The sequence below is a fragment of the Dactylosporangium sp. NPDC000244 genome, assembly GCF_040300725.1.
GTDB lineage: Bacteria > Actinomycetota > Actinomycetes > Mycobacteriales > Micromonosporaceae > Dactylosporangium.
In genome coordinates this window covers 142,949-154,600 of sequence record NZ_JBEPEH010000030.1, presented here as the reverse complement: position 1 = coordinate 154,600, position 11,652 = coordinate 142,949, and the positions used below count along the sequence as shown (strand labels likewise).

The 11,652-nt window shown below is 75.6% G+C and carries 12 protein-coding genes; 7 read left to right on the top strand and 5 right to left on the bottom strand.

Features of this window, described 5'->3' with window-relative positions; all coding sequences use genetic code 11:
• The 3 genes from ABT369_RS37170 to ABT369_RS37160 all read right to left on the bottom strand — a co-directional run.
• The coding region (locus ABT369_RS37170; RefSeq protein ID WP_502891865.1) for a flagellin N-terminal helical domain-containing protein at positions 1-284 on the bottom strand (284 nt) is incomplete at its 3' end.
• Positions 285-413: 129 nt separating this feature from the next.
• A complete protein-coding gene (locus ABT369_RS37165) occupies positions 414-1,454 on the bottom strand; it encodes a serine hydrolase domain-containing protein (protein WP_350619380.1) in 1,041 nt (346 codons plus the stop codon).
• A 50-nt stretch (positions 1,455-1,504) separates the two neighbouring features.
• Positions 1,505-2,074 (bottom strand): hypothetical protein, encoded by a 570-nt coding sequence (locus ABT369_RS37160; RefSeq protein WP_350619378.1) that lies wholly within the window; start codon positions 2,072-2,074, stop codon positions 1,505-1,507.
• Positions 2,075-2,110: 36 nt separating this feature from the next.
• Here ABT369_RS37160 and ABT369_RS37155 point away from each other — a divergent pair, with 36 nt between their 5' ends.
• Together ABT369_RS37155 and ABT369_RS37150 are read left to right on the top strand one after the other, a co-directional pair.
• Positions 2,111-2,629, top strand: coding sequence for a GNAT family N-acetyltransferase (locus tag ABT369_RS37155; RefSeq protein WP_350619376.1), 519 nt, complete (start codon positions 2,111-2,113; stop codon positions 2,627-2,629).
• Positions 2,626-3,393 (top strand): class I SAM-dependent methyltransferase, encoded by a 768-nt coding sequence (locus ABT369_RS37150; protein WP_350619374.1) that lies wholly within the window; start codon positions 2,626-2,628, stop codon positions 3,391-3,393. The genes ABT369_RS37155 and ABT369_RS37150 overlap by 4 nt, the downstream gene beginning before the upstream one ends.
• Here ABT369_RS37150 and ABT369_RS37145 read toward each other — a convergent pair.
• On the bottom strand, positions 3,374-4,147 hold the full coding sequence (locus ABT369_RS37145; RefSeq protein ID WP_350619372.1) for an NAD(P)H-binding protein: 774 nt from the start codon (positions 4,145-4,147) through the stop codon (positions 3,374-3,376). The two genes, ABT369_RS37150 and ABT369_RS37145, sit on opposite strands and share 20 nt — an antisense overlap.
• Before the next feature lie 190 nt (positions 4,148-4,337).
• Here ABT369_RS37145 and ABT369_RS37140 point away from each other — a divergent pair, with 190 nt between their 5' ends.
• The 5 genes from ABT369_RS37140 to ABT369_RS37120 are packed head-to-tail and all read left to right on the top strand — an operon-like array spanning position 4,338 to position 8,020.
• The gene (locus tag ABT369_RS37140) at positions 4,338-4,877 is read left to right on the top strand and encodes a MauE/DoxX family redox-associated membrane protein (protein ID WP_350619370.1); all 540 of its coding nucleotides are present in this window, start codon (positions 4,338-4,340) and stop codon (positions 4,875-4,877) included.
• A 3-nt stretch (positions 4,878-4,880) separates the two neighbouring features.
• The gene (locus ABT369_RS37135) at positions 4,881-5,477 is read left to right on the top strand and encodes a thioredoxin domain-containing protein (RefSeq protein ID WP_350619368.1); all 597 of its coding nucleotides are present in this window, start codon (positions 4,881-4,883) and stop codon (positions 5,475-5,477) included.
• On the top strand, positions 5,474-7,321 hold the full coding sequence (locus tag ABT369_RS37130; RefSeq protein WP_350619366.1) for an ABC transporter ATP-binding protein: 1,848 nt from the start codon (positions 5,474-5,476) through the stop codon (positions 7,319-7,321). Before ABT369_RS37135 ends, ABT369_RS37130 begins: the two co-directional genes overlap by 4 nt.
• Positions 7,318-7,809: a signal peptidase I gene (gene lepB / locus ABT369_RS37125; RefSeq protein WP_350619364.1), complete on the top strand. Its 492-nt coding sequence runs from the start codon at positions 7,318-7,320 to the stop codon at positions 7,807-7,809. The genes ABT369_RS37130 and lepB overlap by 4 nt, the downstream gene beginning before the upstream one ends.
• Positions 7,810-7,828: 19 nt before the next feature.
• A complete protein-coding gene (locus ABT369_RS37120; RefSeq protein WP_350619362.1) occupies positions 7,829-8,020 on the top strand; it encodes a hypothetical protein in 192 nt (63 codons plus the stop codon).
• 5 nt (positions 8,021-8,025) lie between these two features.
• On the opposite strand, the gene ABT369_RS37115 is transcribed toward ABT369_RS37120, so the two are convergent.
• Positions 8,026-11,601: a tetratricopeptide repeat protein gene (locus ABT369_RS37115; protein ID WP_350619360.1), complete on the bottom strand. Its 3,576-nt coding sequence runs from the start codon at positions 11,599-11,601 to the stop codon at positions 8,026-8,028.
• Positions 11,602-11,652: the final 51 nt, after the last annotated feature.

Below are 11,652 nucleotides of genomic sequence, written 5' to 3'. Positions count from 1 at the left end.
AGGTCACGCATGCGCTGCAGGATCGAGTGGGTCTCGGTGAGCGCACCTTCAGCGGTCTGCACGACGGAGATGCCGTCCTGGGCGTTGCGCACGGCGACCTTGAGGCCGCCGATCTGCGAGCGCAGGCCCTCCGAGATCGACAGGCCGGCCGCGTCGTCCGCGGCCCGGTTGATCCGGTAGCCCGACGACAGCTTCTCCAGCGACTTGCTCATCTGGCTGTCGGTGACCGACAGGTTCCGGTATGCGTTCTGCGCGGCGATGTTGTTGTTGATGCGAAGACCCATGATGTCCTCCTTGGATCGGGTCAGGGCCGGTGGCCGTCCTTGGCCGCCGTTGCCAGTGCCATCGCCCGCCCGGCTCCCGGGCTGAGGACTCGGCGGCGGAACTGCCCGATCGGATGACAGGATCGCGGGTCAGCCGAGCGCTGCGGGCGTGTCCAGGACGTCCTCGACGAGCCGCAGCGCCCGCGCGTCCATGGCCGCCCGGAGCCCCGGGTCGGCCGGGGTCGTGGTGCGGTACAGCACGACGCAGCGCGACCCGTCGTCGTTCACGCCGTTGCAGGTGGCGGTGCCCGGCGCGGCACCCGGGTGCGCCCAGAACCCGCCCGAGCGCGACGGCACCCGGAACACTCCCAGCCCGAACCCGAGGCCGGGGCGCACCTGCTGGTACGTCTCCGCCGGCACGACCCGGTCCAGCTCGGCGAGCCCGTCCGGGCCGAGCAGCTCCCCGCGGCGCAGCGCGCACCAGAACCGGGTCAGGTCGGCGGTGGTGCTCACCAGGCCCCCGGCCGCGTCCAGGGCGGTCGGGTTCAGCTCGGTGACGTCGACCAGCGGGCCGCCCGGCCACTGCTGCTGGTAGGCGCGGGCGGAGGAGCGCGGCAGCGACGGGTGGTCGTACGGGTAGTAGGTGTCGCGCAGCCCGAGCGGCCGGGCGACGCGGTTGCGCACCTGCTCGGCCCAGGAGCGCCCGGTGACCGCCCGCACCACGAGGCCGGCGAGGACGTAGTTCGTGTTGGAGTACGACCACCCCTCGGTCCGCGGCCCCCGGCTCAGCGCGACGAGCTCCTCGGGCTCGCGGTGCGCGAGCCGGGGGCCGGCCGCGAGCGCGCCCAGGTAGTCGGGCCGGCCGCTGGTGTGCCGCAGCAGGTCCCGCACGGTGGTGGTCGCGTCCAGGCCCAGGCCGGGCAGGTGCGAAGCGACGGTGTCGTCGAGCGACAGGCGGCCCTCGGCGGCCAGCTGCAGGACGACCACGGCCGTGAACGTCGCCGTCGCGCAGCCGATCCGGAACCGCCCCGCGGCCGGCATGCCCGCCCCGGACTGTGCGGACACGTCCCGCCCGCGGTCGTGCACCTGCCCCTGCGCCCCCGTGGCGCCGAGCCGGCACAGGTCCTCGAGCGCGTCCCGCAGCATCGTGTGCAGCTCGTGCCGTTCGGCGACGGCGATCGTGTCCCGCATGCCACCAGCCTGAACCGCGGCGGCACCCGAATCGATCCCGCCACCATGTTTCACGAAGGTAGGGCTAGCCGTACCTCCAGCGCCTCCACCCGCGTGAGCGTGGCGGAGTCGGGCCGCCAGACCTCGACCGCGGCCTCGTACTCGGAGTGGAAGAACGGCACCGGCTCGCCGGAGGGGTGCCCGGTCCAGCAGGCCACCGCAGGGCAGTCGATCCAGGTCGCGCCCGACGGGACCTGGGCCCGGATGCGCGTGCGCCACTCGAGGTCGGGCTCGGCCGCGACGACCTCGGCCCAGCGCGCGGCCGTGATCGCGGCCTCGGCGGCGACGAACGTGCGCGGGAAGGGCAGGTCCGCGTGGGTGGCCTCGCGCTCGACGACCCGGTCGCCGGCGACCCCGAAGATCGTGTCGCCGTCGCCCAGCAGCCAGGCGTCGAGCTCGGCGGCGATGTCGAGCATCCGGCGCACCCGGGCTTCCCCGGGGTCCCTGGCGCAGAGGCGGCCGTCGTCGTACCGCAGCCAGTCCTCGGCGTGCAGCAGCGCCCGCACCTCGTGACGGCCGATCGGGAACCGATGGCAGTAGATCCAGGGGATGACGCGGGCGATGTGCAGCTCGTACCCCACCGGGCCACGGTACCGGGCGACGGACCATGATGGGGTGTGACCTTTCGCGTAGCCGGCACCCCCGACGTGTCCGCAATCGTCGAACTCGTGCAGTCGGCCTATCGCGGCGACGCCAGCCGCGCCGGCTGGACCACCGAGGCCGACCTGCTCGACGGGCAGCGCACGGACCCGGCCATGGTCGCGGCCGCGATCGCCGAGCCCGACAGCATCGTGCTGCTCAACCTGGACGGCGATGCCGTCGTGGCCTGCGGGCAGCTGGAGCGGCGGGACGGGTACGCCTACTTCGGCATGTTCGCCGTGGACCCGGCCCGCCAGCGCGGCGGCTTCGGCGCGGCCCTGCTGGCCGAGGCCGAGCGCCACGCCCGCGACGCCTGGGACGCGGCGGAGGTGCGCATGACGGTGATCGTGCAGCGCGACGAGCTCATCGCCTGGTACGAGCGGCGCGGGTACTCCCGGACGGGGGAGATCAGCCCGTTCCCGTACGGTGACGAGCGCTTCGGCGTGCCCCGGCGCCCCGACCTCGCCTTCGAGACGCTCGTCAAGAAGGTGGCGTGAGCCTGTTCGCCGGCGCGGCCGAGCACTACCCGGTCGGACGCCGCCCGTATCCGGCCGAGTTCGCGACCGCCCTGCGCGACGAGCTCGGCCTCGACGGCACCGGCCGCCTGCTCGACGTCGGCTGCGGCCCCGGCTCGCTGACGACCCTGCTGGCCCCGCTGTTCGCCGCCGCCGTCGGGGTCGACGCCGACCCGGACATGATCGCCGTGGCGGCCCGCCGCGCCCCGCACATCGACTGGCACGTCCTGCGCGGCGAGGACCTGCCCGCCGGCCTGGGCACCTTCCGCGTGGTGACCTTCGCGCAGTCCTTCCACTGGATGGACCAGCCGCTGGTGGCCGCCCGCGTCCGCGCGATGCTGGACCCGCACGGCGCCTGGGTGCACGTCGGCGGCCAGACCCACCGCGGCGTGGACGGCCCCGAGGAGCTGCCCCTGCCCCGGCCGCCCTGGGACGCGGTCGACGCGCTCGTGCGCTCCTACGCCGGCCCGCGCCGCCCGACCCGCTCGGGCGAGGAGGACGTGATGCGCGCCGCGGGCTACCGGGGCCCGGTCCGTCTCGCGCCGTGGCCGGGCGAGGTTGTGGAGCGCTCCGCGGACGAGCTGGTCTCGGCGGTGTTCTCGCTGTCGAGCTCGGCCCCGCCGCTGTTCGGCGACCGGCTCGGCGCCTTCGAGGCGGACCTGCGCCGGCTGCTGGCCGAGACCTCCCCGCAGGGCCGGTTCGCCGAGCGCATGGGCCCGCCGGACCTCATCGTCTGGCGTCCCTGAGCACCTCGGCGATGCCGGCCGGCGCGCGGCCGAGCAGCGACTCGAGGTCGCCGGTCTGCCGCTCCAGCCGGCCCGCCTTCGCCAGGCCGTGCAGGTACGCCATCGGGCCGGGCGGGGGCTCCTCGCGGTACGCCATGCCGAGCAGGCCCGCGAGCTCGGGGTAGGTCCACAGTGGACCGGTGAGGTCGTAGGCGCGGCGCTCGTGGCCGCCGGTGGTCAGCACGGCCGCGGCGGCCGCCGCCAGGTCGGCGCGGGTCGCGGTGTTCAGGCCGCGGCCGCCGGTGCCGCTGGTCAGCTCGGGAAGCGCCGGCAGGCCCGGGTGGACGAAGGCCTCGGTGTAGAAGGGGTTGCGCAGCATCGTGTACGGCAGGCCGCTCTCGCTGATCGCCGTCTCCGTCGCGTGGTGCGCCTCGGTCACGCCCGGGCCGGGCTCGTCGGCGCCGAGGAAGCTCGTGTACGCGAGCAGCCCGACGCCGGAGGCGGCCTCGATCGCGTTGCGGTGCTGGGCCACCCGGCGCGCCGGGTCGAGCTCGGGGGAGGAGATGAGCAGCAGCCGGTCCACGCCCTCGAAGGCGCGCCGCAGCGACTCCGGCTCGTCGTAGTCGCCGTGGCGGGCCTCGACCCCGTCGACCCGGCCGGGGTCGCGCACCACGGCGACGACCCGCGAGGGCGGGACACGCTCCAGCAGTTCCGCCAGCACCAGCCGGCCCAATGCGCCCGTCGCGCCGGTCACCGCGATCAAGTCCGTAGCCACCCGACAAGATTCACATGGCTGTCAACGCGATTTCGCACCTGCCGCCCGGGTGCTGCCGCTTCTGCCGGTGCCGGCGCGATCGTGCTGGTCGGCGGCTTCAGTCGCGCTTCAGCGAACCTTCCGATGCCCCCGCCTAGCTTGATGCCCAGCGGGCGTCCGGCTCGCCGGAAGCGGGGTGATCGTGCGGTACGTGGCCATCGGTTGCGGCGTGCTCCTCGTCGTGATCTTCGCGGTGTCGGCCGCCGGCAAGGCCCGTAGCCGCGCGGCGTTCGACGAGTTCGCCGGCTCGCTCACCGAGCTGCGGCTCGTTCCCCGCCGCCGGCGCCGCCCGGTCGCGGCCGCCGTGATCGCGGTCGAGGCCGGCCTCGTCGCGCTCTTCGCCGTGCCCGGCGGCGCCCGCCTCGCGTTCCCGGCGGCCGCCGCGCTGCTGACCGTCTTCGCGGTCGCCATCGAGATCACCGTGCGCCGCGGGGTCCGCGCGTCCTGCCTGTGCTTCGGCGCCCGCTCGGCCCGGCCGCTGGACCGCGTGCACGTGGCCCGCAACCTCGTCCTGGCCGGCGTCGGCGCGCTCGGACTCGTCGCCGTGACCGCGCCCTCGCCCGGCGACGTGCACCCCGCCGGGGCCGCGCTCGCCGTGGCCGCCGCCGCCGTCGCCGCGGCCGTGGTGCTGCGCCTCGACGACATCGCCGAGCTGTTCCGCCCGTACCCGACCCTTCGACAGGAGCGTTGAGCGATGGCGTACCTCACCGCCGCGGTGGTCCTCCTCGGTGCCGTCACGGTCCTGAACCTCGTGCTGCTGCTCGGCGTCGTGCAGCGCCTGCGCCGCCCGGTGACGCCCGGCGACGACGGCCCCCTCATCGACGCCGAGCGCCGCCCGGTGCTGCCGCCGGGGCAGCGCCCCGCGCCGTTCACCGCCGCCGCCCGCGACGGCGAGCCGTTCGAGCCCGGCGGGCCGGCGGCCCGCCTGGTCGGGTTCTTCTCCCCGCACTGCAACCTGTGCCACGACCGCATGCCCGGATTCCTGCAGTACGCCCGCCGCGCCGGACTCGACCGCAGCCAGGTCTTCGCCGTGGTCGTCGGCCCGCCCGAGGACACGGCGGCGCTCACGGCCGAGCTGGCCCCGGCCGCCTCCGTCGTCGACGAGCCGGACGGCGGCGGCTCGGTGTACGAGGCGTTCGGGGTGCGCGGGCTGCCCGCCATGTACCTGCTCGACCCGGACGGCGTGATCCTGGCCTCCGGCACCGACCTGGGCTCGTTCCCGGACGCCGGGCGGCTCGCCGCCGCCGTCCGCTCGGGCGGGGCACGGGCGAGCGCGGGCCCGCGCCGATGACGTCCGGCCCGCCGCCCGCCCGGCCGCAGATGGTGCTGCGGCACGCCCGGGCCGCCCTCGGGCTCGCCGCGGAGGCCGCACCCGGCCTGCTCGTCGCGCAGGTGGCGCTCACCGTCGCCGGCGGCGTGCTCCCCGTTGTCACGGCGGTGCTCGGCAAGCAGCTCTTCGACCGGCTGGCCGGCGGCGGGGCGGCCCTTCCCGCGCTGCTCGGGCTCGCGGCGGCGATCGGCGCGACCGGGCTCGCCGCCGCCGTCACACCCCAGGCGATGCGGTACATCACGACGGAGACCGAGCGGCGGGTCGGCGTCCGGGCCCAGGAACGCCTCTACCGCGCGGTGAACGGACAGCCGGGCCTGACCCGGCTCGAGGACCCGGCGTTCCAGGACCGGTTGCAGATGGCCGAGCAGGCCAGCCGCAGCGGCCCCGGCCAGCTCGTCTCCAGCGCGCTCGGGCTGATCCAGGCGCTCATCGGCGTCGCCGGGTTCACCGCCGCCCTGGTCGCGGTCAGCCCGGTCGTCGCCGCCACGGTGCTCGTCGCCGCGCTGCCGATGCTGCGGGTGCACCTGTCGCTCAACCGGGCACAGGCGGCGATGCTCTGGCGCACCGGCCACGCGCAGCGCCGCCACATGTTCTTCGCCCGGCTGCTCACCATGCCCGGCGTCGGCCAGGAGGTGCGGCTGTTCGGGCTCGGCGACTTCTTCCGCGAGCGGATGCGGACCGAGCTGACCGCCGTCAACGACGAGTACCGCGTGATCGGCCGGCGGCAGCTGCGCAGCCACGCGCTGCTCGCGGTGGTCTCGGCGGCGGTGGCCGGCGGCGGACTCATGTGGATGATCGCCGAGACGGCCGCGGGCCGGGCCACCGTCGGCGACGTCTCGATGTTCATCGCGGCCATGGCCGGCGTGCAGGCCGGGCTCGCCGGCGGGGTCCAGCACGCGGCGACGGCCCACCAGGCCCTGCTGCTGTTCGAGCACTTCCAGGAGGTCGTCTCCGGCGGCCCCGACCTGCCGGTCCCGGCGCACCCGGCCCCGGCCCCGGCTTTGCGCCGCGGCATCGAGCTGCGCGACGTGTGGTTCCGCTACAGCCCCGAGCACCCCTGGATCCTGCGCGGCGTCAGCCTGTTCATCCCGCACGGCCAGACCATCGCGCTCGTCGGGCTGAACGGGGCCGGCAAGAGCACCCTCGTGAAGCTCCTGTGCCGGTTCTACGACCCGACCCGCGGCTCGATCCACTGGGACGGCGCCGACCTGCGCGAGCTCGACCCGGCGCTGCTGCGCGAGCGGATCGGCGCCATCTTCCAGGACTTCACCGCCTACGACCTGTCGGCGGCCGAGAACGTCGCGGTCGGCGACCTGAGCGCGCTGGACGACCGGCCCCGGGTCGAGCAGGCGGCGCGGCGAGCCGGCGTGGACGGCATCCTGCGCGGGCTGCCCCGCGGCTACGACACCCTGCTGTCGCGCATCTTCCACCAGGGCTCGCCGGAGGAGGACCCGCAGATCGGCGTGGTGCTCTCCGGCGGGCAGTGGCAGCGGGTCGCCCTGGCCCGGGCGCTCCTGCGGGCCCGGCGCGACCTGGTGATCCTCGACGAGCCGAGCGCGGGACTGGACGCCCAGGCCGAGTACGAGGTCCACGCGGCCCTGCGCCGGCACCGCGAGGGCCTGACCACGCTGCTCATCTCGCACCGGCTCAGCGCCGTGCGTGAGGCCGACCGCATCGTGGTGCTCGGCGACGGTGTCACCGTCGAGGACGGCAGCCACGCCGAGCTCATGGCGCTCGGGCAGCGCTACGCCGAGCTCTTCGACGTGCAGGCTCGCGGGTACACCGACGCCGGGGTGGCGTCGTGACCGCGCTCCTGCTCGCGCTGGCGCTGGCTCTGGTCGCGGTGACCGCCGCCACCGGGCTGGTGCTGCTGCGCCGCCGGTTCGTGGCGATCACGGTGTCGGGTCTGAGCATGCGCCCGACCCTCGACCCGGGCGACCGGGTGCTGGTCCGCCGGGCCGTGCTCGGCACCGTCCGGCGGGGCCAGGTGGTCGTGCTCGGCGGCGCCGACGGCGTCGAGTACCTGATCAAGCGGGTCGCCGCGCTGCCCGGCGACCCGGTCCCGGACGCCGGCATCACGGGGGTGGCCGTCGCCGACGGTCCCACGGTGCCGCCCGGCAAGTTGGTGGTCCTCGGGGACAACCCCGACTTCAGCCTCGACTCGCGCCGCCTGGGCTACCTGCCCGGCGAGCGGCTGCTCGGGGTGGTCGTGCGGCGGTTGTCGCCCGGACCGCACCAGGACTTCGGCTTCGGCCGGGGGAACGACCGCGCCGGCACGGGGCCGGCCGTCTGATGTGAAGGGATGTCACGGAATGCTCAAGCTCGTCGAGCGGGCCGGTGAGCGCATGCTCGCCCGCCTGCTGCCGAAGGCCACCGCGACCGCCAGCTGCCCGTACGAGAGCTGGTGCGAGTCCTGCTCCGGGAACATCTACAAGAAGGTGTGGGTCAAGCCGAACTGCACCCTGGGCACGACGGCGTGCAACGACCCGTGGGACGGCTGCTGACGCGTTCAGCGCCCCGACGCCCGTGTGGCCGGTTCGCCGGCCGCACGGGCCTCGCGCAGCAGGTCGGCGGTCTGGGTCAGCCCCGCCCGGAACCCGGTCTTCTCGTGCACGGCGCTCGCCCGCTCGCCGACGTGCACGGCCCACTGCGGCTCGCCGCGGGCCAGGTGGACGGCGGCCAGCCCGGTCAGCGCCGCCCCCTCGAGCTGGTGGAACCCGGCCCGCTGGGTGAGCGCCAGCGCCCGCATGACGTCGGCCAGGGCCCGGTCGAGCTCGCCGAGGTTGCGGCGGGCCGCCGCGACCCCGATGAGCGCCTCCGCCTCGGGCAGCCGCTCCCCGGTCTCGCGCGCCATCACCAGCGCCCGCTCATGGCTGTCGACGGCCGCGTCGTGGCGGCCCATCGCGTCGAACACCGACCCGATCGCGTTGTGCGCGTCGATCTCGAGCCGGAGCATGTCGGTGCCGCGCGCCCGCTCCAGCGCGGCCTGAGCGAGCTCAAGGGCCTGGTCGAGCCGCCCGGCGTCGCGGTGCGTGGCCGCGAGGGTGCGCAGGTTCGCGGCCTCGTTGCCCTGCCCGCCGAGCTCCCGGTGCAGGACCAGGGCCAGGCTCAGGTGCTCGATCGCCTCGTCGAGCCGCCCCAGCAGCTGACAGGCCTCGCCGAGGTTGCCCAGGACGTTGGCCTCGCTGCTGCGCGAGCCGAGCTGCCGGCTGAGGTCGAGCGCCTCCCGGAAGTGCCCGGCGGCGGCCGCGAGCTGCCCGGCCTGCATGCGTACCAGCCCGAGGTTGCCGAGGCCGACCGCCTGCCCGGCGAGCCAGCCGACCCGTCGGTTGAGCTCCAGGGCCTCGGCGATCTGCTCGCCGGCCGCCTTGAGGTGCCCCGACTGCCAGTGCACCGCGCCGAGGTTGCCGAGGATGGTCGCCTGGCACTGCGCCCAGTCGGTGCGCCGCGCCGCCGCGAGTCCCCGCCGGAAGTGCTCGACCGCGAGATCGTGCCGGCTGCGGCGCCAGTGGGCGTCGGCGATGCTCAGGTGGCTGACGGCCTCGGCCGCGGGGTCCCCGGCCTCGAGCGCGGCGGCGAGGCTGGCGTGGGCGGCGGTGAGCCAGTCGATGGTGTGGACGCGCAGGTGGTAGTACCCGCGCAGGGCATCGGCGAGCAGCCACGTCGTCGCGCCCGGCTCCGGCTGCTGCACGGCCGCGACCAGGTTCGGGTGCTCCGCGTCGATCCAGGCCAGGGCCTGCGCGTGGTCGGCGAACCCGATCCGGGACGCCCGCGGCGGCAACGGCATCCGGAGCTTCTCCGGATACAGCAGGCGGGCCGCCGCGTCGAGCCCCGACAGGTAGTGGTCGAGCAGCCGCTGCCGGGCGGCGCGGCGGTCGGCCTCGTCGTCCTCGGCCTCGCCGCGGGCCTGGGCGTAGAGGCGCAGCAGGTCGTGGAACGCGTACCGGCCGGGCGCCGACTCCTCGATCAGGTGCGCGCGGGCCAGCCGCTCCAGCTTCGACGCCGCGGCGCTTGTTGTTTCGTGGCCGGTTGTTTCGTGGCTGTTCAGCGTGGCCGCGGCGCTTGTTGGTTTTTGGCCGTTCAGCGCGGTCACGGCGCCGGCTGTGAAGTCGGGGCCTGGCACCAGGCCGAGCAGCCGGAACACCCGCCGGGCGTCGTCCGGCAGCGCGGCATACGACAGGTCGAGCGCGGCGCCGACGGCCGTCTGCCGGTCGCCGTCGATGCTCAGCGCGGTGAGCCGGTCGCCGTCGCGCAGCCTGCGCACGTACCCGCCGATCGTCTGGTGCGGCTCGCACAGCAGGTTGGCGGCGGCGATGCGCAGGGCCAGCGGCAGCGCGCCACAGAGCCCGACCAGCTCGTCGGCGGCCGCCGGCTCGCCCATCCGCTCGGCCCCGAGGAGCCGCCCGAGCAGCGCGCGGGCCTCCTGCGCGCCGAGCACGTCGAGCGCGAGCGGCTGCGCACCCTCCCGCGCGACCAGCCCGGCGAGGCGATCCCGGCTGGTCACGATAGCGAGACAGCCCACGCCGCCGGGCAGCAACGGCCGCACCTGCTCGGCGTCGCGCGCGTTGTCGAGCACGACCAGGATGCGCCGCTGCGCGAGCAGTGTCCGGTAGACGGCCGCGGCCTCGTCGACGTCGAGCGGCACCTCGTCCGGCGGCGTGCCCAGCGCGTGCACGAACCGGGCGAGCGCCTCGATCGGCCGCAGCGGCGATCCCTGGGCGTAGCCGCGCAGGTTGACGTAGAGCTGGCCGTCGGGGAACCGGTCCTTGACCCGGTGCGCCCAGTGCATCGCCAGGGCGGTCTTCCCGATGCCCGCGGTCCCGGCGATCGCCACCACGGTCGCGCCCGGCGGCCGGCGCGCCTCGCGCCCGTCGACGAGCGCGTCCAGGCGCCGCAGCGCGTCGGCGCGCCCGGTGAAGGTGGCCACGTCGGCGAGTAGCTGCCCCGGCACGACGACATTCGCGGCCGTCGTACCGCGCGGTGCAGGCTCCCCGCCCGCCTCCTGGCGCAGCACGTGGAGCTGGGCGGCCTGCAGCTCCTCGCCGGGCTGGACGCCGAGCTCCTCGGTCAGGCGCGCGCGGACGTCGGCCAGCAGGCGCAACGCCCCGGCGCGCTCGGTGCGGGCCAGCAACCGCGCGAGCCGCGCGTGCAGGCCCTCGTGCAGCGGCTCGTCGGGCACGATCGCCAGCAGCCGGCGCACCGCGACCATGCTTGCCGTCGCCGGCTCGTCGGCGGCGAGGGCGAGGTCGGCGTACGCCATCGCCGCGTCCACCCGCTGCCGGCTCAGGGCGGCGGCGCTGCGGTGCTCGCGCAGCCGCGGGTCGGCCCCGGCCAGCACCGGCCCGCGCCAGCAGTCCAGCGCCTGCCCGAGGTGTTCCCGGGCCGCCGCGTCGCCCATGTCCCGGCGCGCCCGGGCCAGCAGCTCGTCGAAGCGCACGACGTCGAGCCCGCTCGCGTCGAGGTCGAGCCGGTAGCCGCCCGCCGCCAGCCGTATCGTCCCCGAGGGCCGGCGCTGCCGCCGGTCGGGCTCGAGCAGGCGACGCAGCTGCCCGACGTACACGTGCACCAGGTTGAGGCATGTCCGCGGCGGGCTGTCCCACAGCACGTCGACGATCTCGTCGCGGGAGACCGCCTGCCGCGGGTGCAGGGCCAGCAGTCCCAGGAGTCCCCGGAGCATGGGCGAGCGGACCTCGACGGCCGCGTCGCCGAGCCGCATGGAGAGCGTGCCCAGCACCCCGACGTGCACCGCCGCCTTCGCGTCATCGGCTTCCCGGCCGGTGCCCTCACTGGCGCCTTGAGCGGATTGTTCACGGGCCGGTTGTTCACCGGCCAGTTGTTCACGGGCCGGTTGTTCACCGGCCGCCGTGAACCCCAATGCCTGCCGTTCGGTGACGGAAAGTTCCAGAGCGTCGGCGAGCCGCTCGACCGATTCGGCGCGCGGCCGTCTGACCCGCCCCTGCTCGATGTCGCGCAGGCCGCGGACGCTGATCCCGGCTCGGCGGGCGAGTTCCCGCTGGTCGACGCCGGCTCGCAGCCGGTGCCGGCGCAGGCGCCCGCCCGGTCCTAACGCGTCGCTCGGGTCCATGACACCGAACCGTCCCCCGTCCGGCATTCTTCCCCCGGAATGCCTGGCCCA